Below are 26,947 nucleotides of genomic sequence, written 5' to 3' on the forward strand. Positions count from 1 at the left end.
GTCGGTTATCTCGGCACACTAATCACGAACATTGGCCCACCTAGTGGTGACGTAGCAACATAACAGATATTACCCTTGAGCTGAGTCACCGCGTTAAACGCTGCCGCTAGCCCTAAACCTACTCCTCCTTTGTGACGAGCTGTGGTGAAGAAGGGTTCGAAAATATGTTCGACGATGTCATTAGGAATAACCGCGCCATTATTTTGAATTTCGATTTGAATACTGTCTGGCTCAGCAACGACATTGATGTGGATTTTCGCTTGCGAAACATCCTTAAACGCATGCAAAAAGGCATTTGATACCACATTAGTGATAGCTTGGCTTAATAAACTGGCATTATTATTAAGTTGCAACTGCTTATCCAAACTGGTGGTTATTTCGACGTCTTGCGGTGAAAATATCATTAATGTTGAATCAGTAATATCGCGTAATAGATTGCTCAAATTAAAGACGGTGTTTTTCTCGTGGCTTTGTTCTGCGGCAATAGATCTAAATTGTTGGATCAAATAACTGGCACGAGTGATATTACTGACGATTAACTGACTGCTTTGTTGGTATTGCTCTAAAATTCCATTAATTTGTTCTAAAGTGGCATCATCGCTATGGATTAATTTGATCAACTCTTCTATGTGAGACAATTGCGAGCTGGCAGCCGTTAAGCAAATACCGATAGGGGTATTAATTTCATGAGCTACGCCGGAAACTAACCCACCTAGTGCCGCCATTTTTTCTTTTTCAACCAGAACTTGTTGTGTTCGTTTTAACATTTGCAATGATTGTTCAAGTTCTCTGGTTTGTTCTTTTACCTGGCGCGCGAGCTCATCTTTATAGCTGCGTTCTAATAGCAGTAAGCGATCGCGATCTTCAAGTGCGTGCTGAAGATCGATTTTTGATTGGTGCAATGCTTGATAAGAGCCTCTTATTTGCCGTTGCATGGTATTAACCGCATCGGCTACCAAACTGAATTCATCATGTTGCGGCTTACGATTAAATTCCAAAGGAGTAAAGTCGTGGTCTAAGCTAATATCATCGCAATATTGGCTTAATTGACGAAGATGTTTGGTCACATTGAACCACACCAGAAGCAAGATAAAGCCAGCCACTAAGAAGGTTTTGATCGCGTTGGATAATAAAATCAGTATTGCTTTATCATACAAACGATCATATATGACATTTAGATCAGCTTGTACGATGAGTGTCCCAACAGGAATATGTTCATTATTGGTATAAATTAATGGGTATTGTTTCTCAATAACAGCCGTTTTCTTATATACACCAAAGTGCCATTCTTGATTCGTGTCATCACGGATAGAAATATAGTTTATGTCAGGTAATTGACTTAAACCACGGAGCTGCGTGTCGATTAAATGTTCATCTATTACCCATATACTGGCTGCCAGCACTTCTAAATTTACCGCTTCTATATTCGAAAAAACGCGATCAATTCTACTTACATCACTTTGATAATCACTTACGAGCTGATAAGCCGTCGTCACGAGGGTAATTAAAGAACTAAAGATCACGATAGAAAGCGTCAGTTTTCGAGCTATTGGACTTCGCAGTAACTGTTTTATGGATATCAGCATAGTTTCTTCATTGTGATTTATAAATAGGGAGGATCTACCGATGAAAGTATTTATTCTACAATGCATTTCGCCAGTGTTAGTTCGGGTTTCATACCTTGGTTCAAGCATAGCCTGATAGGCCATATATAGTATGAAAAAATAAATAAATATCAGCTAATCAATTATTTTTTCTGGCATATATTTTGCTTTGCCTTAGTAAGCTCAAAAATCTGACACTGCGGGTAAGCTATGATGAAAATGAAAGTAGGTTCAATAAAGTTATTGAATAGTAAGCGTTTGTTCGTAAGTTCTATGTCATGGCTTATTGTAACATGTGCTAGTTTATTGTTTGCGCCTAAAGATTTATTGGCGTTTTTATCGTTAGACCAACTCGTTAATCAATATGGTCAGTTTATTGGCTTAGGGTTGATTATGGGAGTGGCATATTTTTTAAGCCAGATTTTTGCCTTTGTCGTCGATGAGGCCATCGTATATTTACGTCAAAAACGTACCGTAGAAACTATTGACGCAAAAGTGAAACTACTGGACCCTGCTGAAAGAGCCTTGCTACGGGAGTTCTTTTTACAAGGACAAACTATTTTAACCTTGCCACAAAATGAATTAGCGGTTAAAAATTTAGTTAATACCAGCATACTTGAAATGCTTGGAAACGAGCGTCACTATGCGATTCAAGGGCCAACGGCTGAATACAAAATTTCGATGCAAGCACGTAATTATTTAAATCGTGATGTACTCCGTTTACCAGCGGGTGAACCCAGTGCAGAAGAAATGAGTTACCTGATTAAAACGCGACCACATTTTATTAATGGATTGATTCAGTCACGTAAGCATGCAGTGTAATAGCGCGGAAAATAGTGCTGTAGATGAATAAAAAAGATGGGGGCGTATAAAGCCCCCATTCTGGCATAAAAACACATCATGTGTTTTGTCGCCAATGTATCATTCACAAGGAAGTATCCATATTGGATATGAATAATAAGCAGTAAAAAACTTAACCTATTAAGAGACTCACTTAGTAGGTGCAGACTTCACAATAAACATCCACATTAGATAAGACATTATTCCAAAGGTACAAAAAATTACCATCATAGAAAGTAATCCTATTGCGTTACCAAACATTAAATCTAACCAAAATGCCATGATATTTATCCTTTAGGTTGTGAAGACGTGATCATCATAAAGTCAAAATAACGTCGTTATACTGATCTTGATCAATCTTCAGCCGTCATGATGTTAACTTAGTGTAAAATTGCCAATTAGCTCACAAAAAAACACAATCCATCTCAATAGAGGGTGATGAATGACTTTTGACCAATTGAGTGTTTTTTATAGAAAATAATAGGTAAAGGGCTTGCCATTATTAAATGCAACGGTATAATCGCCAGCACTTAATCGTGACAATGACTGTTACGAAAAGTATTGTTTGGTTAGGATTAAATTACGAGTGTTGTTTTGCAAAGATATTTGGATTTCTCAGATTACTTTGCAAAGCTAACATAGCTACTAAGTCTTTGCCTGAGTGATGAAATTGGTATACATGGGGGATTCAAAATCCCCTGCTTCGCGGCGTGTCGGTTCGAGTCCGACCTCAGGTACCATCATTTGAAAGCCCTGTTCTTAATTGAACAGGGCTTTTTAATGCTTTAAATTCAATGATAACAGATACAAATTAACCTGCTTTGGATCAACAGCACTAAGTCTCATCTGTGAATCGGCAAGCCGTTAGATTTTTGTTTGTATCTGTATTGCCATTCCCCCAACAGAACGTATTCAAGTATCTTTGATAGACATTCTCGAATACATTTGATTAGTACAAATGACTTGATGATTAGCGGCTTTGAGGTTGAAATAGGCTTATCGTTCTTTACTGTTTCTTTAGCAAGGATATTTTGGCTGTGAGAGTTTTTATGCTGACTCAATACTATTCTTTACGCCACTTTTAACTGTTTAAAGTTCACTTGTCAGGGTGACTTCTCCTTTTCTGTCTTTAACTCAATTTGAACTATAATGATGAATCATTATAGGGTTTCTTCGCATTATCTCATTCCATTTCTGTTTAAGATAAAATGGCTTAAAAATGTGAGTTGATTCATTTATAAGCTAAATTAATATCATATAAACAAAGTTTAATATAATTGTTAATATATTTAATTTTTAATAAAGCATTATAAATCAAATTGTTATGTTTATTCGGTGGTCTATCGGTATGACATTTTTTGTTTTTGCTCTTATACAGTATTGCGATTGCACATGTTGGGTATTAGTTTGACCTATCTTCGTCACTTTTTGACGCTTATAAGAAGGAGTTTCCATGCAAGCACAATTTAATGTTCAAATTGGTTCTTTTCGTAAAATCAATAAGATCCCGAATGCTTGGTCAAATGAAGACTACCTTCAGTTGATGGCTATTATGGGCTTAGATGATGGCCTAGAAGGAATGGAGGCTACTGAACTTAGAGAAATGTGCATGATGTCTCTAAATGATTTAGAGGCCAATGAAGCAGCTAAAATCATCTTGACGCATTTATTCAGTGAATTAACTGAAGGTAAAATTGATCAGTTAAGTAATGACATGATCGGTGACAGAATGTGGGAAGAATATTCTGATTGCTTGCTCCATGAAGGTTTTTTTAGCGCTTATGCTTTATTGAGAGAAGCATTTAATGGTGTCTTTGCCGAGCCTACCGGTGTTGAGTTTATGGTTAATGTCACAGCAACTGACGCTGCAGAGTTAACTATTTTTGATGCGTCATTACATGCCTCGATGGTACGTCTTCTAGCATCTGGGTTATCTCCTGATGCACTATTGCATCGATTATATGAAGACCAAATTACCGGGACACAATTTCCAGAAGCCTTAGGGATATTGTGGAAGCTAGAATTAGTATCAAATGAAGGTTTATCTCGTCAGTTTAAGATGGTGAGTTCAGACTTCTGGTTTGGACAATTGGCGAATGTAGAGCAGTTTGAAGCTTCTGCTCATGCTGATGAATCGGATGAAGATGAATAACTAAGGTTATTTAGTTTGATATTTTTACCCAATAAAAAAACCAGCTGATAACAGCTGGTTTTTTTTACATCATTTAGGCTATGCCAAATTAATGATTACTATTATGAGTGCTTACGACGACGTAATGCAGCTAATGGTAGTAATAGTGCAGTTAACCAACCCATAGAACCACCAGAAGATTGCTCTACTTCCTCGGTAACATTAATGGTTGCTGTACCTGGTGCACTTGTCAGCTCACCGTCAGATGCAGTTACTGTGAAAGTGAAGGTGTCATCACCTACTGGAGCAGTAAACAGAATTGATGGACCACCGTTAGTAAAGCTAACACTCTTACCACCAGTTTGAACCCAATTATAAGTTAAAGCATCACCATCGATGTCTTTACCGTTTGCTTTTGCTGTTACTACAAATCCACCAGCGCTATTCATTCCTGAAGGCGCAACCGTTGGAGCATCATTAACGTTATTAACAGTAATAACGACTTGTGTAGGCGTGCTCAAATTCCCTTCTTCATCAGTTGATGTATAAGAGAATGTATCCGTGCCAGTGAAGTCAGCTGTTGGTGTATAAGTAAATGCACCATCTGCTGCTAACGTCAGTTCGCCATTAGTCACTTTATCAACAAGAACAACAGTGTCTAATTTTCCAGCAGGAGACACATCGATTAAGCGTTGAGCCTTAGCCGTCATGCCATCACCCGTTACTTGAGTACGAGCTACTTTTTGGTCTGGCTTAGTATCATTATCTAATACATTACCTTCCATAGAAGTATCTTCATCAAGTGAAGGGGTGTCAGTTTGGCCGAAGCTAAACTCAGTAACCATTGCTTTATAAGCAAGTTCAACACTACCTGCAGTTGTTGATCTTACTTCAACCCAGTCATCATTAGTAACAGATGTGCCTGCACCGTTAAAGTAATGAGTTGTACCTATACTACCACTGATGTTTTCAGCGCCAATCGTTACGTTAGCTGGCATACCAGGAATATCGTAATAATTGAATGTGACTTCTTCAGTATCGCCAGTTTTTAACCACACGCTAAAGCTATACTGATCACCTGAAGGATCGCCCCAAAGTTGCGCATCATTCCATTCAACAACTAAGAATGAAGCTGTTCCAGTGCTCACTACACCAAGAGAGATTGCTCCACCACCAGTATCGCCAACTGTACCATCACTTAAATCAAAATCTGACCAGAATGGTGCAAGGATATTATTTGGATTTGAGCTATCAGGTAGTTCTTTATTAGCATAAGTGCCTGCAGTTGAACTATTACCAGGAATGACTATGCCGTTATCCGAAATAGTGATTTCTGTATAAGTTTGTCCATTGTACTTATAAGCTGGAACTGTAAATACAAATGTAGTTTCATCACAACCGTCTAAACAAGCAGGTGTTTGACTTAAGCCAAGAGCGGTAATATTAGGATATGTACCTGTGCCACTAGTCGTGACCATTTCAGGTAAATCCATTGAACCAACCCAAGTGACTACGCCAGTGTTTTCATCAACTGATAGACCATTTTGCGAGGCGCCGTTCAGGACCACAGATACATCATCTTTTGATGTAAGCTTAGTGCCTTTAGGAGCCGTAGCCGTCAGAGTTACCGTGTTTTCAAACATAGTGTTATTCACAACAGATTTTATTGTGAAAGGATCAGCAACAGAAATATCAGTGTCAGTTGTAAAAGCTGATATTAATGATGAATCACTTGACTCTTTAGCGAGTACAGCCAGTGGAAGGTGAGCATTTTGCTTTCCTTCAGTGCTGCTAATCATCACATTACCGAATATCCAATCACCATATTCACTAAATGTTGAATCAACAGTGACAGTGAAGGTTGCTGATGCACCCGCTTCAAGTTCAAGTGTTGATGGTGAAATCATTAGACCAGCAGTACCAGAACTTGCAGAAAGCGTCCAAGATGATTTTTCATCACTCTTGTTGTAAACCGTACGAGTAAAGGTACAGATACCAACACATGAGTCTGCAGCTATAGAAGGCTTATCAAATGTTAACACTGCTTTTGCTGCAGCATCTAAATCCATACGACCCGCACCCATAGCAAAAGGCGTTGCTGGTGTCGATGAGTCGTCATCTAGAATGCCATCTATTTTAGATGTAGATGTTAGTGCAGTTTTAATATCAGTTGCTGACCATGTAGGATGTAGCTGACTTAAAAGCGCTGCAGCACCTGCAACATGTGGACTAGCCATACTAGTACCAGAAATCATACTAAAGTCTTCTCCACCGTCATCTGGTGAGAAAGCCGATAAGATGTTTGTTCCTGGGGCTGCGAGATCAGGCTTAAGGATGTTCTCATTACCATTTGGACCACGAGAGCTAGATTCATTGATAGAATCTGCAAGACCACTGGCCATGATACGTTTAATGTCAGCGCCAATAGTACCTTGAGTCGCTGTATCACCCATTGAATCTAAAATTGCCATGCCGTCATCTTGGGCAATCATAACTGAAGGGAAGGTAATACCCGGCACTGACATAGTGATTGGTGCACCAACACGGTTGTTATAAACAACAACGGCAGTTGCGCCGGCAGCTTCAGCGTTGGTCACTTTGTCGCTAAAGTTACAAGAACCACGTGAAATTAATGCGATCCCATCTTTAAATGAATCAGCAGCAAATGCATCACAACCTTCAAAGTTTTCGGCATCAATATTGAGTGCTGAAATAACAGTTCCTGTGATGTCCATATCAATTTCAGTATCTGAACCTGGAATTGCTAACAAATCATCACCACCAGTATTGAAGCTGTTAGCGAAGTAACGACCAGTCGTGCTGTTAGCCACAGTGATACCAGACTCGATACAACCAGGACAGCCAACTGTTTTTGCTGCATTACCATCATTACCCGCAGCACTTACCACAACAATACCTGCAGCTTCGGCAGCTTCAAACATCGTTTTGTAAGGGCTACTTGAAGGATCAGAGCCAGCGCCACCACCCCAAGAATTGTTAATGACATCGGCGCCATCATTAACGGCATGTTCTAATGCTTCCATTAACATGATGTTCGAACCACTGCCACCAGTACAGTCAGCTTTAGAATAAAGTGCTTTATAAGCCATTAAATATGCTGCTGGAGCAACACCTGATAATGTAACGTCAACACCTTGGAATGTTGTTTCTACCTTGTTGCCAACAGCAGTACCGGCAACGTGAGTACCATGACCACCAAATCCTAATGGGCTCATGTATTCATCTGGACAGACTTGGAATGTAGGTTGTGACCAACGTGCAACAATCAGTTTATCGTTACAGAATGAGCTATCCACCGTTGAACAGTAGTCATCTGTTGGCATCATCCCTGTTGGCGCTTCAAAACCTTCGCCTGAGAACATTGGGTTTTCAGGACGAATACCACCATCAATAATGGCAACACGGATACCTTTACCAGCGTTTTCCATGCCATCTACTGCATTCCACATAGCTTCACTGTTGATTATTTCATGTGAAGCATCCATGTTTGTTTCGTACATAGCTTCAGGATATACAGAGATAACTCCTGGAATAGCCATTATTTGTTCAACAGTTAACCCTTGGCCAACAATAGTGACACCGTTAAATAATGTTGTAAATTGACGTTCAACTTTAGCATTTGAAGCAACCTTTGAAAGGGCCTTTGTAAATGCAGCTTGCTCGGCCTGCAGATGAGACACATAGCTTTTAACTGGAGCTGATTGAATGTCTAATTTGCTATTTTTATCTTTAATCGCGGTAGAAGCATAAGTTGAAATACCACCTTGATATTTTGCAATAGCAGGTGATTCTAGTTCAATAATATAACGCTGAGGAGCTTTGACATCGTTAATTTTAACCGCAGGTTTTTTGTTATGGTCAGTAGAAAGCAGTTCAATGCCTGCATGGTTAGAGCTATATTGAGTATTTGCATAAGTAGCACTTGATATTAGTGCTGCCGAAATGGCTAGGGCTAATTTTGTCTTCACAACTTCTTCCTTGTTTTTAGACACCACTCAATTTGAGGGGGATATCGCTGTAACACGATGAATATTAAGTGATGGTGTTTATAATATTTTCAGTTTTTTGCTGCACTCTATGGCACATCAGTAGCATTTGTAGCACAAAGGTTTAACAAAAGTAACACTGTAACTTAAAAAAACGGCAATCAATTGTTAATAAGTATGTGCAGGTTTGTGATTGAAGTTGTGTTATTCACGAGTGGGAGTTGACAATTTTGGAGTTGATGCAGGGCTTGAGGGCTACTTAGCCCTCCATGGCCTAGGGCTTTACCGATCTTACGATGGGATTTTGTAGGCTGATAAGTGTTTCAGTAGACTGGATTTCATCAATAGATTGAATACGGTTAATTAGCACATGCTGCAATCCATCGATAGATTGGCACATTACCTTTACAAATACCGAGTAATTGCCGGTGGTGTAATACGCTTCTACTACTTCTTCTAATTCATTTAGCTTGGCAATAGCAGCCGGATAATCGCCTGCACTTTTTAAATTGATGCCGATAAAGCAGCAAACATCATAACCGAGCGCTTTGGGATTTACAGTAATTTGCGCACCAGTAATAATGCCAGCTTGTTTCATTTTTTCAACGCGAACATGGATCGTCCCAGCACTGACATTAAAACGTTTCGCCAGTTCCGCAAAAGGTGTTCTGGCGTCTTGCATAAGTGCGGTAAGTATATGATTGTCTAATTCATCACGTTGAAATGAGCTATCCACGGTATAAAGCCTAATAAACCATTAATTGGTCATAAATTTACGACTTTCATTGCATAATAGCTACTAAAATTAGCATGGTTATTAACAATGTTTAATTTTGTTATTGATCCGCCGTTGGGGCCATGAACGTGACGGGAGACTCAAAATGCATTACTTGTTGAGAGTAGGGGTGAGTTATCGATAATGCCGCGGCATGAAGGAGTAACCTAGGTGATAAGCTTTTTGCTAAAGCATCGGCATAAAATCCATCACCAAGGATAGGGTGGCCTAATGCCATCATATGGACTCGAAGCTGATGCGAGCGTCCAGTAATAGGAGTGAGTTTGACTAATGTTGACTTAGCACCATAGCTCACGACTTCAACTAACGTCACCGAAGGTTTTCCAACAGTGTGGTCTACTTTTTGTTTGGGTCTATTAGGCCAATCACAAATTAGCGGTAAATCGACTTTAGTGATACTGGTTTTCATATGACCAGCCACTCGAGCAAAATAGGTTTTGGCTGTTTCTCTATCACGAAATTGACGTTTTAATTCTCGTTCAGCACTGCGTCGTAGTGCGACGACAATAACCCCTGAGGTAGCCATGTCTAATCGGTGTACAATTTGCGCATTTGGATGTTTAGCTAAAACCCGAGAATAAATACTGTCATGATAAATAGCCTCTCTTCCTGGAACCGATAGTAGTCCAGAGGGCTTGTTTGCGACCAGAATATCCTTGTCTTGATACACAATATCTAGCCAAGGAGTGGTGGGTGGGTTGTAAATGAAATCAGCCATAGTTGCTCTCGTGAGTCAATTCGCGGCAAAGATACCGCTAGGGCTTATGATGTGCAAGTATAGAATGGTATTGCTGAAAGACTAAAACGACGATTTAAGAGAATGCATTGCCGTTGACGTGCATGATGGTGAATGTCCACACTACAAACGCAAGTGGGATATGTACCAATGCATAAAAGCATTGATCAAGACGACTCATACCTTTTGCTTGCCAAATTAAAAAAAGGTGCGCACCAATGACAGTTGGAAAGAGTACTAATAATGGATAAAGTGAAAATGGGCTAGCATCGGTGAAAATGGCGTGACTCATCAACGCCCAAGCCACCATAAAAGCGGTAGTCAATGGCGGCATAGCAATGCGATATTGGTCTGGGTAAGGGAACATCCCGTGTCCTTAGAGTCATCTCTGTTGTGGTGTATTAACCTTTTATTTCTTTTTTGCTCTGGATCACTTTTCGATGAACTATCGAGTAATGGCGTAATCCAGCGGGTCCATGAGATACAATAACAGATAATAAAATAATAAAGATGACTAATTCAGAATGACACTGACTTATTTGAATAAAAAATCCTAGTAGGATGACTTTTAGTAAGGTTAACACTCCTTTGAGTTGTATTAGCCAGCGCCAATCTCTAATGATCTCCCAACTCATTAGTAATACACCGGATACGATTGCAATAAGCCAATAGTTAAACCACAGAGATAACTCAAGATTAAAGATAATGCCACCACCACTGCCCACTACACCAATAATGTGCAGTGCTCTGAGTGCAGTTTTGCTTATCCGTTCAATCCAAAATCGGCGGTTTGATACTGGCAAATTCTTTTTCTGATTCATAGTGTCGTTGCTAGGTTAACATTGCGGTAACATTAGCAATTTTACCCCGTTAAAACAGTGATGGGTACAGCAGTTTTTTTTATTTTCAATATGATTATTCAATTTAATTAATGAATGCCTTAAGTAGATGTTTTTTATCATGTGTTCTAGCTTACTAGGTATCCCTTAAGAGCGTCTCTACTCTAGATTATTTGAAGTAGAGTGAAATGAGAATATGTTGATGAACAAATGAAATCGACATTCGCTATGTTTAGTTTTCGGCTGTATCAAGGCGTCACGAATGTGGCTCCAGAGAACTTGGCTAAATCCGTGTTGATATGGGCAAGAAATGGATGAGGTTTATAACGCTAAAAGGATGTTTTTTGTGGGCGTTACAAGCAAACTATACTGCAGAGTGATTATTGTTGTCGTTGCTATTAACAAGGGAGAGTCTGGATCACAATTTCATCTTTATCCCGTGTGATATTGACGACAATAACTGTTAATTCACATACAATTAGCCTCTGTTTTGAGCGTGACTATTGCATTCAATAGTAGTAAACGATCGCGATAGCGCCATTAACGCATTTGGAGCCTTATGAGAATTGGATTTTTTAGCGCAAAGCCTTACGACATTCGCCATTTCAATAGTATTAACGAAACCTTTAAGGTTGATATTGAATTCTTTGATTACCGACTTTGCATGCAAAACGTAAAATTAGCAGAAGGCTATGAAGTCGTGTGCGCGTTCGTCAACGACTCTTTATGTGAAGAAGTGTTAGTTGAGTTGGAAAAAGGCGGTACAAAAATAATCGCCATGCGTTGTGCTGGCTTTAATAATGTCGATCTGATTGCTGCCGAGCGATTAGGGATGAGAGTCGTTAACGTACCAGCATATTCACCTGAGTCAGTCGCCGAGCATTCAGTGGCCTTAATGTTGACCTTAAATCGTAAAATTCATAAAGCTTATCAACGCACTCGTGATGCCAATTTTGCGTTGTCGGGTTTAGTCGGATTTAACATGTTTGGCAAAACCGTTGGGGTGATTGGTACAGGTAAAATTGGTTTGGCCACCATTAAAATTTTATTAGGTTTTGGCTGTAAAGTGATCGCCCACGATCCTTATCCAAACCAAGCGGTAATTGATCTTGGCGTCGAATATGTCTCATTAGAAAGCCTGTATCCTCAATGCGATATCATTAGTTTGCATTGTCCGTTGACCAAAGATAACCATCATTTACTCAACAAGGTCAGTTTTAGCCAAATGAAGCAAGGTGTGATGGTGATTAACACCAGCCGCGGCGGACTATTAGACGCTTTTGATGCGATGGAAGCGTTAAAAGATGGCCAAATTGGCTCGTTAGGGCTTGATGTATATGAAAATGAAAAAGGATTATTTTTCGAAGATAAATCAAATGAGATTATTCAAGATGATATCTTCCGTCGTTTGTCTGCTTGTCATAATGTGATTTTTACCGGTCACCAAGCCTTTTTAACTGAAGAGGCATTAAATGCGATAGCCTCAACAACATTAACGAATGTGACTCAGTTGACCACAGGGCAAACCTGTAATAATGAGCTATTTTAATTCGTACGGGTTAACCGGAATATTTACGAGTACATAGACTATAATCACACTCTGCCCAGCTTGATAAATCTTAGGCGTAGTGCAAAATAAATGGAACATTATGATTACAACAACTGAAATTCACGACATTAAAACGGCTACGGGCTTAATGCGTACCACGCTTTATCGTCCAGACACTAAAGGCCAATTTGCGACCATTATTTTCTACTCAGAAATATTTCAGCAAACCGCGCCTATTGCTCGCTCAGCGGCAATCTTAGCCGGTCATGGTTTTGTTGTATTAGTACCAGAAGTGTTTCATGAGCTAAATCCTATCGGAACCGTGTTGGCTTATGATGAAGCCGGTAAAGATAAAGGTAATGCAGACAAGTGGGCCAAGCCTTTGGAACATCATGACAGTGACACTTGTGCGTTAGTTGACTTTGCACGGGCACAGTCATTTTGCAGTGATAAAGTCGGCGCTATGGGTGTTTGTATCGGTGGTCACTTAGCTTACCGCACCGCACTTAATCCAGACATCAGCGGTGCTTTTTGTTTATATCCAACCGACATTCATTCAAACACATTACCTTGCCAAGAAGGCAATGATTCATTAACCCGTACTGGTGATATAAAAGGCGAGTTAGTGATGGTGTTTGGTAAGCAAGATCCGCATGTCACTAAAGAAGGTCGTAAGCTTATTTATCAAAAGCTTGAACAGGTAAATGCAAACTTTACTTGGCTTGAAGTCAATGCACAGCATGCCTTTATGCGTGATGAAGGCGAGCGTTACGATGCCGCTTTAGCATTGCAAATGTATTTACAAGCGGTGGCATTTTTTCATCGAGTATTAAACTAGTTTTATAGCATGTCTGCGTTGAGCTTAAGTACGCATATACCCAAGCCACTTCAACATGCTCGCTTCAGAGCTCCCATAGGATAACGGAACAAGGCAGTGATTGAACAGAATGGTGACGCTCTGTTTAAGATCACTATTTCTAGGTTCTAGGTCGCTTCGCGGCTAGATGCGATAAAATCTTATAGCAAGAGCCTAGATCGCTGCGCTGCTAGGTCGCTTCGCGGCTAGATCCTATAAAATCTTATAGCAAGAGCCTAGATCGCTGCGCTGCTAGGACGCTTCGCGGCTAGATCCTATAAAATCTTAGCAGCGAAGCGGTCCCATCCCTGAGCGCAGCGTTCGCTTGTTATCTCTTGTTATCGCTTGTTATCTCTTGTTATCTCTTGCTATCGTGTCTGAAACAGCCCGTAGGCGCGCTATTCCTAGACCCTTGAACTCTGTCACTTCTGGGCATGCACAATCTTGTATTTCGAGGTCGTTTGGGTATAAACCATCAAGTGGCTGCCTGGGGATTACTTTAACCACCGCGCTCGGTTTGCATTAATCTTCGCTTTAGTTTTGTTGCTTGTTGAAAGCGCGCTTGATGTTCGTGGTTCGGGTAATTTAATCACGGCTTTTTGTAGCATTAAGCTATTAGGGTAAGTCATTACATCGCCGATATCTCGTTTGATCAATACGTGAAACAAACTGATTTCAACAATAATGCCACTCATATCTTCTTCTTTATCAACAATTTTTATTCGATCGCCAATACGATACGGAAATGCAAAAAAGATTAATACACCAGCAGTGATGTTGCTCAATATCGACCATTGAGCAAATAGCGCCACGCCTAATACCGCAAAGGCTGAAGACACAAATAGCGACACCTCTTGATAGCCTAACCCTAATGACACCGCCATGACGGATATCGTCACAAAAAACAACAAATAAGAAATCAAACGGGTAATTAAACGGCTACGAACCTCACTGACTTGTTTCTTTTCAGCTTGCAAATGGATCCATTTATTAACCTGACGTTGGGCAAAAAAGAACACCGCCAAATAAATAAAGATCATCAATAAATGGTTAAACATGTCAATTCCCTATCTCGTAATGATAATAAAACATTGTGTTACATACGCTATTTGACGCGAACTTCGGCCAGCATTCTGGGGTATAATAGAGTTTTAAAGTAGAAAAATCTTGCTGTCATATATTAAGCAAGACTCCTCACTGAGTGAAGTATGTCCGATTATAAAGTATTGCACGTCGACGGTGATAGATTTGGTGATTTTTGTGTACTCGACGATGGCGATTATCGGGTTTTATCATTTGGTGATAATGATGAACAAAGTAAAATGGATAAGAGCCAACCACATGTACCGCAACATACCTATGTTCAAGCCATGTTGGCTGTGTTGTTATTTTCGCAACCGAAAAGTGTCATTATTTTAGGCTTAGGAGGCGGGGCATTAGTGCATTCTCTGAGGCATTTTGATGCGGCAATTAAGATTACCGCCGTTGAATTGCGCCAACAAGTTATTGAAGTCGCTAAGCGCTTTTTTCAATTACCCTTGAGTAAAAAGCTCACTGTATTACATCAAGATGCGTATGAGTTTTTAGCCCAAGCAGAGCACAAAAAAGTGGATGTCATTTTTGCCGATATCTACAGTGACAAAGGCGTAGATAAACAACAACTGTCTACTCAATTTATTGAACAAACAAAACAGCTGCTCAAAACCGATGGTTTTTTAGTGTTAAATTGCTGGAAAGAACACAGCCGTGATTTACAGTTACGTGACACACTTCATGCACATTTTAACCAAGTCTTTGCATGTTTAACTGGCGGCGGAAATTGGGTGGTGTTTGCCACTAATAAAGCGAATTGTTTTTCTGCCGCTAATAATAAGCAGGAGCTCCAAACGCTTTCACAAAAACTTGAAATTAATGTCAGTCGCGTACTGACAAGATTTGGTCCTTGGGAATAATTCCCGCCTGTAAGTATCATTAAGCAAATACCGACCTATGTCGGTATTTTTTTTTTACGCTCTAGGATTTATCTAACCAGATAGTTCAATATGAAAAACCGATTAAGGTGATAGTTTTTATCCGTTATACTTAATTGATGTCGATCGCTATTATGACTACATCAGATGACGAGCACAGTTTGTTTGCCATCACCGAAACCATATTGGTATCGGGTTTAATGTTAATCTAAATGGAGCATGACATGACACAATCTATCATCAATAGCACTATCAAACCTTTCAAAGCAACAGCATTCCACAATGGTGCTTTCGTTGAAGTTACCGAGCAAGATTTATTAGGCAAGTGGGCAGTAGTATTTTTCTACCCAGCTGACTTTACTTTTGTATGTCCAACTGAATTGGGCGACATGGCTGACCATTATGAAAAGTTACAAGCAATGGGCGTTGAAGTTTACTCAGTATCAACTGACACTCACTTTACCCACAAAGCTTGGCATTCAAGTTCAGACACAATCGGCAAAATTACTTACCCAATGATTGGTGACCCAACTGGTGTTATCACTCGCAACTTTGGTGTAATGATTGAAGAAGATGGTTTAGCACTTCGTGGTAGTTTCGTTATCAACCCTGAAGGCCAAGTTAAAGTCGCTGAAATTCATGACCTAGGTATTGGCCGTAGCGCTTCTGAACTAGTTCGTAAAATTCAAGCTGCACAATATGTTGCAACTCACGATGGCGAAGTATGTCCAGCTAAATGGCAGCCAGGTGAAGAAACATTGGCTCCTTCAATTGACCTAGTGGGCAAAATCTAACCACTAAGTTTACCCTTAGGTTAGTAATATCATCTCCAGCTAGTCGGTGTTCCCCCGGCACTGACTAGCACTTTTAAAATTATCGATTATTACCCATTTTTTAGGAGTTGTTATGTTAGATGCGAATGTAAAAAATCAACTGAAAACCTATCTGCAAAACCTCAAGCGCCCAGTTGAACTTGTCGTATCTGCAGATGACTCAAACAAAGGCAAAGAATTAACCAGCCTAGCCCAAGACATTATTGACTCATCAGACTTAGTTTCAGTCACGTATCAGCAAGGTCAGCGTACACCAAGCATGAGTGTGATTAACCCACAAGCTGCAACCAACATTACCTTTGCTGGATTGCCAATGGGTCATGAATTTACCTCACTGGTGTTAGCGCTATTACACAGCGGCGGACATCCGATTAAGTTGGATGCGGATATCATTGAACAAATCCGCCAATTGCCTGGTGAATTCCATTTTGAAACCTATATTTCGTTAAGTTGCCAGACCTGTCCTGAAGTGATCCAAGCACTGAATATGATGGCGGCAATTAACCCAAATATTACTAACGTGATGATTGACGGTGCGCTTTTCCAACAGGAAGTGAGCGATCGCAATATCATGTCAGTGCCATCAGTATTTTTAAACGGCGAAGCCTTCTCTGTAGGTGCTATTAGCGTTGTTGAAGTACTGAATAAGTTAGATAAAAATGCTGCAGGCAGACAAGCTGAGCAGTTAAACCAAAAATCAGTTTTTGATATGTTAGTGATTGGTGGCGGCCCAGCAGGTGCTGCAGCGGCAATTTATTCTGCTCGTAAAGGCTTAAACACCGGTATCGTAGCGGAGAAATTTGGCGGCCAAGTTGCCGAAACCGTAGGTATTGAGAACTTTATTTCAGTGTCTAAAACCGAAGGCCCTAAACTAGTTGCTAACCTTGAAGCCCACGTTAAGGATTATGAAGTCGACATTATGCAAAACCAACGAGCGTTGAGTTTAGCTAAAAATGGCCTGCTTGATGTGACCTTAGAAAGTGGTGCAACGCTGCGCAGTAAAACGATAATTTTGGCAACGGGTGCACGTTGGAGAGAAATGAACGTTCCTGGTGAACAAGAGTACCGTAATAAAGGCGTAGCGTATTGCCCACACTGTGACGGCCCATTATTTAAAGGTAAGCGTGTTGCGGTTATTGGTGGCGGTAACTCTGGTATTGAAGCGGCTATCGATTTAGCCAATATCGTTGAACACGTCACCGTACTTGAGTTTGACAGTAAGTTACGTGCCGATGAAGTGCTACAGCGCAAAGCTAAATCAATGGGTAACATCAGCATTATTACCCAAGCGATGACCACAGAAGTAAAAGGTGATGGTACCCGTGTAACCAGTTTGATCTACACCGATCGTGCAACAGGTGAAAGCAATACCGTTGTCTTAGCCGGTATCTTTGTCCAAATTGGTTTAGTTCCTAATACTGAATGGCTAAAAGGTGTGGTTGAGATGACCCCTCGCGGCGAAATTATAGTCGATGAGCGTGGCCAAACATCTATCCCTGGTGTATTCGCCGCAGGTGATGTAACCAATACCCCGTTTAAGCAAATCATTATTGCTATGGGCAGCGGCGCAACAGCATCACTGGGTGCATTTGATTATCTCATCAGACATTCAGAAGAAGAGGGTGTAAAAGCTGCATAGCAGATTGTAAGATTTGTTATATGTGGTTTTATATCAACCACCGAATAAAAATAGCCTGCATTTTGCAGGCTATTTTTTTGTATTTTCATTTACAATTTTTCATCGTATGGATTGGTTGTTTATCAATAACTGATAAAGAAATTGATATATTAGAAAATTTTCAAGTATATTGAACTTAGGTCGATAGCCTTTACGTACACCTTTACGTAAATATAAAAATAGATAGTCATTTACACATGAGCTTTATCTCGTTAGATAGTATTTTTATAACAATAAAATACTATCAGCTGTAGTGAATTGACTAAGGGTTGATGTTAAACGGTATCCGTCGCAACACAATAATAGCCTCAAGGATTGAGACTCGGTATCACGGTTCTCAATAGCAATATCTCTGTAGTTGTATTGATAAGCTCTACATTTGTTTTATCTTCATTTGATTATCGCTTGGGGGCGGAATATGAATTGGTTTAGTAACATGTCAATCTTCAAAAAGGTTGGATTGATTTTTGTTTTATCGGTTATTATTTTTGCCGTTAACCTTGGTATTAGCACCGTTGCGATTAATAAAAATCGCGACACCTTGTCTTTCATGGAAACCAAGGTGGCAAACCGGGTTGAACTTGCAAACCAAAACGTCATTTATGTACAACGCTTAGATGAGTTATATACCCAAGCGGTATCGTTTGCAGATGAAGATTTGCTCGAAAACGCCAATAAAACGTTTGTTTCACTTAACGAGAATTTAACCGACTTATCAACTACCGATAAGCAAGAGACTGCCGCTTTATCGCAATTATCTAACAGCCTCAATGAATACAATACCATGACACTGTCATTGGCAAGAGGCATGCTTGATGGCACGATCGATATGGCAGATGTGGGACAAATCAGTCAGAAAAAAGCTAAAATTTTCGATAAACTGACCAACGGAATTACTGTTTATAAAGCCGACAAAGTGGATGAGTTTAGCTCTACCATTAAAGAGGCTGGCGACCGTTCAGAACAAAGTTTATATCTTTCATTTAGCATCGGTATCGCATTATTGGTGTTTATGGCGCTTGCTACTATTTCGATTGCTCGTTCCATCAGTGGTTCTGCTGGTGATGTGGCAAGTTCATTGGGTGAGTTAGCAGATGGTAAAGGTAACTTGCGTCATCAATTGACGGTTGCAGGTACTGATGAACTAGGACAAGTATCAAGCAATTTTAACCGTTTTTTACGTTTATTGGCGGACTCTATACAACAAGTCGTCAGTGTTACCAGTCCATTATTAGACAGTGCGTCATCGTTAAAAGAACGTATGGCTGTTGCGACTAAGGCAACCAAGCAACAAAGCCACGATGCTAAAGCCGTGCATATGTCGATGGAAGAAATGCGCCACTCGGTGAATGACATTTCACACAGTGCCCAGCAAGCGGCAGAAGCGGCACAAGTTGCTGAGCGAGAAGCGACAGAGGGCTTAGCTGTAGTACAACGTACAGTGAGAATTTCTCAAGAACTCAACTCAGGTATTGAGTTGGCATCGAACTCAATTCATGAGTTAGCTAAAGACACCGAAAGTGTCGGCTCAATTTTGAACGTGATTACCTCTATTGCAGATCAAACAAACTTATTGGCGTTAAATGCGGCCATTGAAGCCGCTAGAGCGGGTGAGCATGGACGTGGTTTTGCTGTTGTTGCTGATGAAGTTCGCGCACTGGCGTCTAAAACGGCAGACGCGACTAAAGAAATCCGTGGCGTATTAGAAAAGCTTAAAATCGCAGCTGAATTATCGGTGAGCACCATGGATGTGGCGATTACTAAGTCATCAGAAAACGAGCGTTATGCTAAAGACACCGGTGAAGTATTAAGCTCAATTCAATCTAAAATTGTCAGTATTAATAGTATGAATACTCATATTGCTTCAGCGACTGAACAACAATCTTTGGTAGCTGCACATGTGGCGAATAATGTGATTGAAATGAATGCATCATTTGAACAAACACTGGGGATTCTTGCCGAAGTGCAGGGCATTTCAGAAGGGTTAGACGGTTTTGCTAATGAGCTTAACCACGCGACCTCACAGTTTAAATTGTAATATTGCTGACAATTCAGATCCAAATGTGAGTGGTACACGATAAAAAAACGCACAGAGAAATCTGTGCGTTTTTATTTTATCCAGCACCAAAAAGCCTTCTGCTCCGCAGTGTTTATCCTCTCTGCCTGACGACATATGTTGCACATAAACAGTTTCTGGCTGTTTGCTGCATTGTTAGCCGCCATTTTTGAATTATTTAGCGTATTATAAAGCCAATTTTTGTGGGGGAAAATTGCCTCCAGCCTGCGTTTGTTTTACTTTATTTAAATTGAATAAATAGACGTTATTTTTTCATCCGTATTTTGCTTCTTTGTCACTGCAATGTGAGCTGTTTGGAAAAGGATTATCATGCCAAGCTTGATTAGAATCGTGTTAATTAATACCCACCTACCCGGTGTGGTCGAACTGTTATTAAATGGTCACACTAATATTTGTGGTACCAATGCCTCTGGTAAAACAACCTTACAACGGTTAGTGCCGGTATTTTATGGCGAGTACCCTAGCCGTGTGGTGCCGTCAACGCGTGACAGTTTCGAACGTTGGTATTTACCCCATGACTCAAGCTACATTATCTATGAATATCAAAAAGATGATGGTTTACTTTATCAAGCGGTTTTAGCATCAGCGGGTGACGGTAAAGGGGTAAATTACCGCTTTATTGGCCGTGCTTTTGAGTTAGAGCATTATATTAAGTCGCGTAATGGCGACACCATCATTTGTCATTCAATGGCAGAGTTGGGCCGTGAAGTAAAACGTGATGGCGTAGCCCATACAAACTTGTTAAACACTCGCGAGTTTCGAGCGATAATCCAGAATGATCGTAGCTTATTAAATACCGGCAGTAACCGCAATGAGCTGCGGACTTACGCGCGTCAGTTCTCGTTGTGTGACGGCGAACATAGCTTGCGTCATATCGAAAAACTCGCTAAAGCCGTGCACTCGAAAGAGGGCAAAATGGAAACGGTTAAATCAATGATCGCAGCCATTTTAGAAGAAGATGGGGTAAACCCACCGACGTCTAGACTGAATCCACAACGAGTAGAAACGTGGATCCGTGAAAGCCAGCTGGTGCAAGGTTTTGAACAAATCCGCCCCGAATACGAAAAGCTCGAACAAGAATTTAATCAGCTATTAAGCGCCGAGTTACGCTTAGCCAGTTTATCGCGCGGTTATCGCGCTGACGAAACCTTAGAAGCTGAGCGCCAAGATCGTAACCAAACTCATGGTAAAGAACTAAACCTCAAGTTGCGCTTATTAGATGATGAGTGGAAAGATGTTCGTGATGAGTTAAACCAGGAATTATCTGCCGCTAAAGGTGACGCTGGCAAGTTTGAAGATGAACTCAATGCCATTGAAGACCAGCATGCTGCCTTTTTAGATGCCGACATTGAACAAGCCAAAGCTGATTTAGATAATTTGCCTAATTGGCGCAGTGATGTTGAGAACCTTAACGAGCGTCATAAATTACAAACCGAAAAACACCAAGATATTGAAGCCGCCTTTAATGCCCGCCGTAGTAAAATTGCTGAGCAATTACATCGCGAACTTGAAACGCTACATCTTGAGCAAGACACCCAACGTGAAGCGCGTGATAAGCAACGTGAGCTTGCCAATGACGACCTTGCAAAGTTAGAACAGCAATGGCGTGAACAAACGGATACAGGTAAAGCCAAATTTAGCGAGCAAGAATACCAACTTAAATTAACCGCTGCCGAGCTTAAGCATCAAGTTGATGGTGTGACTTACACCGAAGATGAAAAAATGCGTTTAGCGATTTTCGATGAACGCATAAGCCTAGCTGATGAAGAGCAAGAAACCTGTAATCAAAAGGTCGATCGTTTAACCACAGAAGAGCGTAAACAACGGGCCAAGCGCGACCAAGCTAACGAAGCGCTGCGTATATCCAGTATTCGCGTTAGTGATAGAGAAAATGCCAAAGAAGAACTGCACCATATGTTGTTCCCACAGTCGCATACCTTGTTGGAGTTTTTGCGAAAAGAAGCCCACGGTTGGGAGCACACCTTTGGTAAAGTTATCGCGCCAGAGTTGTTGCATCGCAGCGATCTACACCCAAGCCTAACCAAAGACAGCAGTGAAGCATTATTTGGGGTTAACCTCGATCTTAAAGCCATTGATGTACCGGAGTATGCCGCTACAGAGCAAGATTTACGTATTCGTTTAGCCAAAGCAGAAGAAGCACTAAAAAGTGCGCAAGAAATGCATGCCGAAGCGGAAGATCAACTGGTTGCTATGAATACGGCGCTCGATAGCATCACCCGCGAACTGACATTTGCCCGTACAGCGTACAAAAATAGCCGTGAAGATTTACGCCGTCTGTTTGACGAGAAGCGTAACGAACAACAAAAAATCAATCAAGCTGTGGCAGATCGTAAAGCCGATTCGAGCAAGCGATTAGTACAACTTGATAATGAACTTAAGCTGCTTAGCAATCAGCACCTTGGTTGGTTAAGCGAGCAAAAAGAGCAGGCGCTTGAAGCACGCATGGAAAAAAATGCCTATTGGCAAGAAGTGGTTGGCGCCATTGATAATCAATTAGGTCAGATTAAAGCCAATATCGAACAACGCCGTGCAAATGCTAAAACCGAGCAAAAAGCAGGTGAAACCTGGTACAAAAATGAGCTTAAATCACGTGGTGTTGATGAAGGCACCATTTTGGCGCTTAAAAAACAGATCCGCGATCTTGAAGCCTGCATCAGTAATGCAGAACAACGCCGCAGTGAAGTGCTGCGTTTTGATGATTGGTATCAACATACCTGGCTTGTTCGAAAGCCTAAAGTGCAAACGCAATTAACTGATGTTAAGCGCGCTACGCTGGAGTTGGAGCAACTGCTAAAAGCGAAAACGGCAGAAATAAAACACCGAAGAGACAGTTTAGAAACCGAACGTAAAGCCTGTGATGCCGCCCAAGTAGAGGCGTCTGAAAACCTCACTAAGCTGCGTGCAGTGATGCGCAAGTTAGCTGAACTCAAATTGCCAGCTAATAACGATGAGGCGATGGGCAGCATTGGCGAGCGTTTGCGCCAAGGCGAAGATTTATTGCTAAAGCGTGACTACTTAATGGGTTCTGTTAAACAATATGTTGAACACTTTGACTCGGTCATTGCCAGTAAATCTGGTTCAAGTTTGGCCGAATTTTGGGAGCGGGCCCGTGATGAGTCGAGCTTTGTGAACGACAAAGGTATTCGCCTTCTCGACTATCGCAAGTTAGTCCCACAGCTTGAGCAGTTACTCAATGTGATGGTGCCGCAATCGTTAATGGCGATTCGCGAACAAGGGCGTATTTTTGGTATCGACTTAACCGCATTCTATGATGTATTAACCGATATTGACCGCCGTATTGCCAGTCAAAGTGCGCGTATTACCCGTGAAGTGGGTGAAGAGCTATTCCTCGAAGGAGTATCAGAGTCGGCAGTGCGAATTCGTTCACGTATTAGCGAACTTGAGTTTTGGCCTGAACTTGAAGTGTTTGTTAAAGCCTTTAAAGCGTGGAAAGCAGATGGTTTCAGCCAACTACCGGACGAGCATTACACTAACTCAATGCGCCGAGCATTAGACATTATTGGCCGCGCAGCATTAACCGGCGGTATTGCGAAACTGTTAGAAATAGAACTGCGTTTAAAAGAAGGTAACAGCGACTTAATTATTCGTACCGACCGTCAGTTAAACGAGTCTTCAAGTCATGGTATGGCGTACCTTATTTTATGTAAGTTCTTATTGGCCTTCACCCGTTTATTGCGCGGCAAAGCCAATGTCACTATCCATTGGCCAATTGATGAGTTAGGTACGCTACATCACACTAACGTGAAGAAAATCTTCGATGCCTGTGAGAACAACAATATCAGTGTATTAGGGGCTTTCCCAAATCCTGAATCTGAAGTGCTAAGTCTATTTGCTAACCGTTACATCATTAATAAGCAAACTAAAAAGCTGCAGGTCGTTAAACCTAAAGCCAACCCGTTAGCGGCCCGTTTATCGCAACGTAACACTAAAACCGAAATGCCTACGGCGGAAATGACTCGCGCTGAAACTGCTAAGGAGCACATCTAATGTCTGAATCGACTGAAACTATCTTAGTAGGTACTGGCGCATTAATAGAGCAATTGTTGCGTGGTGAGTTTATTTGCCGAGTGACCAATGAAGACGGTTGGCGGGCATTAAAAAATAATAGCACTCGCGACAGAGTTGAAACCTACCTTAACCAAATTAATCGCACCATTGCCAGTGCAGGTGAGGGTGAAGTCTTTTTTTGTGGTTATTTGCAGCTCGGCGAAGTTGAGCGCAAAGTTATTTCATCGCAATTTAAAGATATTTGCTCAGGCCTTATTCCATTAGTGGAATGGCTGGTATTAGTGCAAGAAGCCAGTGGCCAAGATGCACCGCTGAGCGAAGGCGCGCCGATCCGCTTAACCGATTTACAAGCGCGTATTGAAGATACGCCAGCCTTTAGAGAGCAACTCACCAAGTTGAGCCATTACCGATTATTCGGCTCAAGCAGTACTAATGTTGACGGCCAAATTAAGTTGGTGTTTAAGCGCTTAGTGGAACTGGGTTATTTAACCAAACCCAATAGTGAGAAACAGATTTATATCGCCACGGGTAAGTTAGATTATCTATACGAAGTGATCCGCTTTATTGATGAGACCGAAGGCTTAAGTCTTGAGGCTCAGGCAGAAACCGCGACCCAAAGGGACTTGATATGAGCAGTAACTTACACCAAGCCGGGGTAAAGCTGCTCAAACAACTTGGGCGTCATGCCGATGTTGTCATGGATGCATATTTGGCAGGATCGGTTAACGACACTGCTCATGATGCTGGCGTTATCGAAAAGCTGAAAAAAAGTGGCATTTTATGGCGACCAGAACCGGATCAAGAACTGCGCTTAAAGCGTTCGGTGCGGGCATTATTGGAAGAAGCATTAAGCGACGAACGTAATCGACAGATTGATGCCAACGTCGGCTCCGCGCTAGCGACAATAAAAACCTTAGCCGATCATTATAAAGAGGCGCGCCGTGATGTGGATTTTAGTGCTGCAGAAGCCTATTTAGCCGATTTAAATGAACATGTGTATAGCTTTACCGACAGTTTACGTTATTCAATTCGGGTGTTATGGAGCCGAATTAACAACGAATTTGGTTATGTTGGGACTATAAGTGCCAAAATTCGCGAAAACGAGTTAGCCCAAAGCCAGGTGTCAGAGCTACTAAACGGCTTAGAAATGTTTCAATTTAGCGAGTTAGGTGAAATTGCTGGCGATATTCGTGAACTGCGCCGTTTGTTGATGACCAGTTTGCAAGAAACCTTAAGTCAATGTACCCAAGAGTTGAGTATTGTCCAAGCGAGATTGTATGAGTTACTTGGGCGATTTAGGCAAATACAAGGGCGCACCCGATTACTAAAAGGTTGGTTACTGCACACCAGCATGCATCCTGATTATCAACCTGAAAACCATGTAGTGCATAAAGCAGTACCGGTATTATTTAATTGTGCTGAGGCGCTGATAGCCCCTGCAAGTGTTGATGTGTCTAACCCTCATCACGAACTAGAACTGATGGGGTTAGTGGCACAAGTTAAAGCCATTAGTCGCGACTCATTACCAGCGGCATTGCGTGAGCATAATGTGACCTTTGAAATGGGTGACAGTGAGGATTTTGATATCCCTGAAAACCCCCTTAAAATAGCCGTGGATGAATATTTTTGTGAAGTGATTGATTCCGGTTTACGTCAATCGGCATTAAGCTATTTGCAAGAGAAGCAATTAACATGGGATGCTGAAAGTTGGCTTTATCAAGTCATTGGCGGTTATGAAGGCCTAGCCGATGAACATAAAAATTATTTTGAGCTTGAACCCATAGGAAAACCCGATCCGGTTTATAGCGGTAACTTTATCATTAACGATGTTGAGTTATGGCTAGCCTAAGCAAAAGACAGTTACAGCTAATGGAACACGCGGCAAAGCAGCGCTTGCCGCGGGTGAAGTTCACTGCCGATTGGAAAAAATTGTATCAATTGTGGCAAATAGGTGAGACCGATGGTACTGACAAATACCTGTATTTGACCGCCAACGATTATGTTTTACTGCGTAACATGGCCCAAATTGATTCGGGTTTAGATATTCTGGCCCTTGATTTTGATGTGCCCCGCCAGCAGATGTCACAACTCAGTGCTAATGAGAAATACGCTAATATCAGCCCTGAAGCTGACTATGTATTAATTAAGCTGGCACCTAGTTTATCTCAAAGCCTAGAGACTGATTTAGCGTCAGGTTCAGTTGCCGATTTATTATCTGTACATAATTGTTCACTGCGGTTAAAGGTCGACAGTGCAATCGCGCTTTGTCAGCGACTCAATCTAACGAACCTCATCGTGGTCGAAAATCTCGACAGTTTTGATCACTTTTTTGCCAACTTATTTACCTCAGAGTTACAGGCCTTCATCAATAACTGCATGGTGTTGTATCGAGGTAGCCATGACTATTCGCCAGCAGGCCGAAAGCGTTTTTTACACTTACTTGAATCACTCAATATCAATGTCATTGGCTTTACTGACCTTGATCCAGCAGGGTTAATGATTGCCAATACCCTTGAGTCTTGCTGCAGCATAATAGTGCCGCAACTTGCACTAGCGTCGCCAGATAAGTTATTAGCGTTAGCCCAGATAAATTCCACGGATGATTTTCATAAACAACACAAGCAATGGGCTTATCTTAATAATTTGTATCGAGATGCACATTCTGGCGATAAATCAGATTCTCCATTTTCCGCTTCATCAGTAATATATAATCCGCAATGGTTAGCGTTAGTGCAATGGCTCGGACAACATTGCGTGAGTATTAAACAGCAGCACATGTTAGCTAAATCGATGTCACTGACGTTGCTTAATATCCACTGTTCAGAATAAAACCACTCTTCATAATAAAACCACTGTGCAGAATAAAAAAAACACTACACTGATTGAGCCAGCTAACCCCATTTATTAAACAGAGTTGAGCTCACTCAACCGCCAAGTAAAACCTTCAAATTGATTGTTACTCTCGCTGTCTGCTTGATTTT

Annotated in this window: 20 protein-coding genes, 1 tRNA gene and 1 pseudogene; 13 read left to right on the forward strand and 9 right to left on the reverse strand. The window is 41.2% G+C overall.

Features of this window, described 5'->3' with window-relative positions:
- Positions 1 to 5 precede the first annotated feature (5 nt).
- Entirely contained in the window at positions 6 to 1,586 is a 1,581-nt protein-coding gene (locus H5125_RS03185) for an ATP-binding protein (RefSeq protein ID WP_182743527.1), read from the reverse strand.
- Positions 1,587 to 1,814: 228 nt separating this feature from the next.
- On the opposite strand from H5125_RS03185, the gene H5125_RS03190 reads away from it, so the two are divergent.
- The gene (locus H5125_RS03190) at positions 1,815 to 2,426 is read left to right on the forward strand and encodes a superinfection exclusion B family protein (protein ID WP_101086225.1); all 612 of its coding nucleotides are present in this window, start codon (positions 1,815 to 1,817) and stop codon (positions 2,424 to 2,426) included.
- 168 nt (positions 2,427 to 2,594) lie between these two features.
- On the opposite strand, the gene H5125_RS03195 is transcribed toward H5125_RS03190, so the two are convergent.
- Positions 2,595 to 2,726 carry a DUF3149 domain-containing protein gene (locus H5125_RS03195; protein WP_101086224.1) on the reverse strand — a complete coding sequence of 44 codons (132 nt, stop codon included), beginning with the start codon at positions 2,724 to 2,726 and terminating at the stop codon, positions 2,595 to 2,597.
- A 373-nt stretch (positions 2,727 to 3,099) separates the two neighbouring features.
- On the opposite strand from H5125_RS03195, the gene H5125_RS03200 reads away from it, so the two are divergent.
- Positions 3,100 to 3,184 (forward strand) — tRNA-Leu (locus H5125_RS03200).
- A gap of 172 nt (positions 3,185 to 3,356) precedes the next feature.
- On the opposite strand, the pseudogene H5125_RS22440 reads toward H5125_RS03200, so the two are convergent.
- Positions 3,357 to 3,410: pseudogene (locus tag H5125_RS22440) on the reverse strand (hypothetical protein); the annotation flags it as partial.
- Positions 3,411 to 3,897: 487 nt separating this feature from the next.
- Here H5125_RS22440 and H5125_RS03210 point away from each other — a divergent pair.
- Positions 3,898 to 4,596: a hypothetical protein gene (locus H5125_RS03210; protein ID WP_101086223.1), complete on the forward strand. Its 699-nt coding sequence runs from the start codon at positions 3,898 to 3,900 to the stop codon at positions 4,594 to 4,596.
- Between the two features lie 101 nt (positions 4,597 to 4,697).
- On the opposite strand, the gene H5125_RS03215 is transcribed toward H5125_RS03210, so the two are convergent.
- The 5 genes from H5125_RS03215 to H5125_RS03235 all read right to left on the reverse strand — a co-directional run bounded on the left by H5125_RS03215 (position 4,698) and on the right by H5125_RS03235 (position 10,935).
- Positions 4,698 to 8,564: a S8 family serine peptidase gene (locus tag H5125_RS03215; protein ID WP_310734167.1), complete on the reverse strand. Its 3,867-nt coding sequence runs from the start codon at positions 8,562 to 8,564 to the stop codon at positions 4,698 to 4,700.
- Positions 8,565 to 8,856: 292 nt separating this feature from the next.
- Entirely contained in the window at positions 8,857 to 9,318 is a 462-nt protein-coding gene (asnC, locus tag H5125_RS03220; protein ID WP_011636002.1) for a transcriptional regulator AsnC, read from the reverse strand.
- Positions 9,319 to 9,418: 100 nt separating this feature from the next.
- Positions 9,419 to 10,096: a bifunctional tRNA pseudouridine(32) synthase/23S rRNA pseudouridine(746) synthase RluA gene (gene rluA / locus H5125_RS03225; RefSeq protein WP_182743528.1), complete on the reverse strand. Its 678-nt coding sequence runs from the start codon at positions 10,094 to 10,096 to the stop codon at positions 9,419 to 9,421.
- 94 nt (positions 10,097 to 10,190) lie between these two features.
- Positions 10,191 to 10,481: a hypothetical protein gene (locus tag H5125_RS03230; protein ID WP_101086220.1), complete on the reverse strand. Its 291-nt coding sequence runs from the start codon at positions 10,479 to 10,481 to the stop codon at positions 10,191 to 10,193.
- A 34-nt stretch (positions 10,482 to 10,515) separates the two neighbouring features.
- Positions 10,516 to 10,935 (reverse strand): hypothetical protein, encoded by a 420-nt coding sequence (locus tag H5125_RS03235; RefSeq protein ID WP_101086219.1) that lies wholly within the window; start codon positions 10,933 to 10,935, stop codon positions 10,516 to 10,518.
- 577 nt (positions 10,936 to 11,512) lie between these two features.
- Here H5125_RS03235 and H5125_RS03240 point away from each other — a divergent pair.
- Together H5125_RS03240 and H5125_RS03245 are read left to right on the forward strand one after the other, a co-directional pair.
- A complete protein-coding gene (locus H5125_RS03240) occupies positions 11,513 to 12,502 on the forward strand; it encodes a 2-hydroxyacid dehydrogenase (RefSeq protein ID WP_101086218.1) in 990 nt (329 codons plus the stop codon).
- A gap of 100 nt (positions 12,503 to 12,602) precedes the next feature.
- Entirely contained in the window at positions 12,603 to 13,340 is a 738-nt protein-coding gene (locus tag H5125_RS03245) for a dienelactone hydrolase family protein (RefSeq protein WP_101086217.1), read from the forward strand.
- A gap of 512 nt (positions 13,341 to 13,852) precedes the next feature.
- Here H5125_RS03245 and H5125_RS03250 read toward each other — a convergent pair.
- Positions 13,853 to 14,416 (reverse strand): mechanosensitive ion channel domain-containing protein, encoded by a 564-nt coding sequence (locus H5125_RS03250; RefSeq protein WP_101086216.1) that lies wholly within the window; start codon positions 14,414 to 14,416, stop codon positions 13,853 to 13,855.
- Positions 14,417 to 14,566: 150 nt separating this feature from the next.
- Between H5125_RS03250 and H5125_RS03255 the strand changes: the two genes are divergently transcribed.
- The 8 genes from H5125_RS03255 (at position 14,567) to H5125_RS03290 (ending at position 26,795) form a co-directional block, all read left to right on the forward strand.
- Positions 14,567 to 15,310 carry a spermidine synthase gene (locus tag H5125_RS03255; protein ID WP_101086215.1) on the forward strand — a complete coding sequence of 248 codons (744 nt, stop codon included), beginning with the start codon at positions 14,567 to 14,569 and terminating at the stop codon, positions 15,308 to 15,310.
- 242 nt (positions 15,311 to 15,552) lie between these two features.
- Positions 15,553 to 16,122, forward strand: a complete 570-nt coding sequence (ahpC, locus tag H5125_RS03260; protein ID WP_101086214.1) for an alkyl hydroperoxide reductase subunit C — start codon at positions 15,553 to 15,555, stop codon at positions 16,120 to 16,122.
- A 112-nt stretch (positions 16,123 to 16,234) separates the two neighbouring features.
- The gene (gene ahpF / locus H5125_RS03265) at positions 16,235 to 17,800 is read left to right on the forward strand and encodes an alkyl hydroperoxide reductase subunit F (RefSeq protein ID WP_182743529.1); all 1,566 of its coding nucleotides are present in this window, start codon (positions 16,235 to 16,237) and stop codon (positions 17,798 to 17,800) included.
- 457 nt (positions 17,801 to 18,257) lie between these two features.
- Positions 18,258 to 19,877, forward strand: a complete 1,620-nt coding sequence (locus H5125_RS03270; RefSeq protein ID WP_182743530.1) for a methyl-accepting chemotaxis protein — start codon at positions 18,258 to 18,260, stop codon at positions 19,875 to 19,877.
- A 348-nt stretch (positions 19,878 to 20,225) separates the two neighbouring features.
- Positions 20,226 to 23,945: an ATP-binding protein gene (locus H5125_RS03275; RefSeq protein ID WP_182743531.1), complete on the forward strand. Its 3,720-nt coding sequence runs from the start codon at positions 20,226 to 20,228 to the stop codon at positions 23,943 to 23,945.
- Positions 23,945 to 24,598 (forward strand): condensin complex protein MksE, encoded by a 654-nt coding sequence (locus H5125_RS03280; protein ID WP_162022246.1) that lies wholly within the window; start codon positions 23,945 to 23,947, stop codon positions 24,596 to 24,598. The genes H5125_RS03275 and H5125_RS03280 overlap by 1 nt, the downstream gene beginning before the upstream one ends.
- Positions 24,595 to 25,815, forward strand: coding sequence for a phosphoenolpyruvate carboxylase (locus H5125_RS03285; RefSeq protein WP_182743532.1), 1,221 nt, complete (start codon positions 24,595 to 24,597; stop codon positions 25,813 to 25,815). Before H5125_RS03280 ends, H5125_RS03285 begins: the two co-directional genes overlap by 4 nt.
- Complete coding sequence (locus tag H5125_RS03290; RefSeq protein WP_182743533.1) at positions 25,803 to 26,795, forward strand: hypothetical protein; 993 nt, start codon at positions 25,803 to 25,805, stop codon at positions 26,793 to 26,795. The genes H5125_RS03285 and H5125_RS03290 overlap by 13 nt, the downstream gene beginning before the upstream one ends.
- Positions 26,796 to 26,947 lie beyond the last annotated feature (152 nt).

Origin of the sequence: Shewanella sp. SR44-4, assembly GCF_014163715.1 — a bacterium.
Lineage (GTDB): Bacteria > Pseudomonadota > Gammaproteobacteria > Enterobacterales > Shewanellaceae > Shewanella.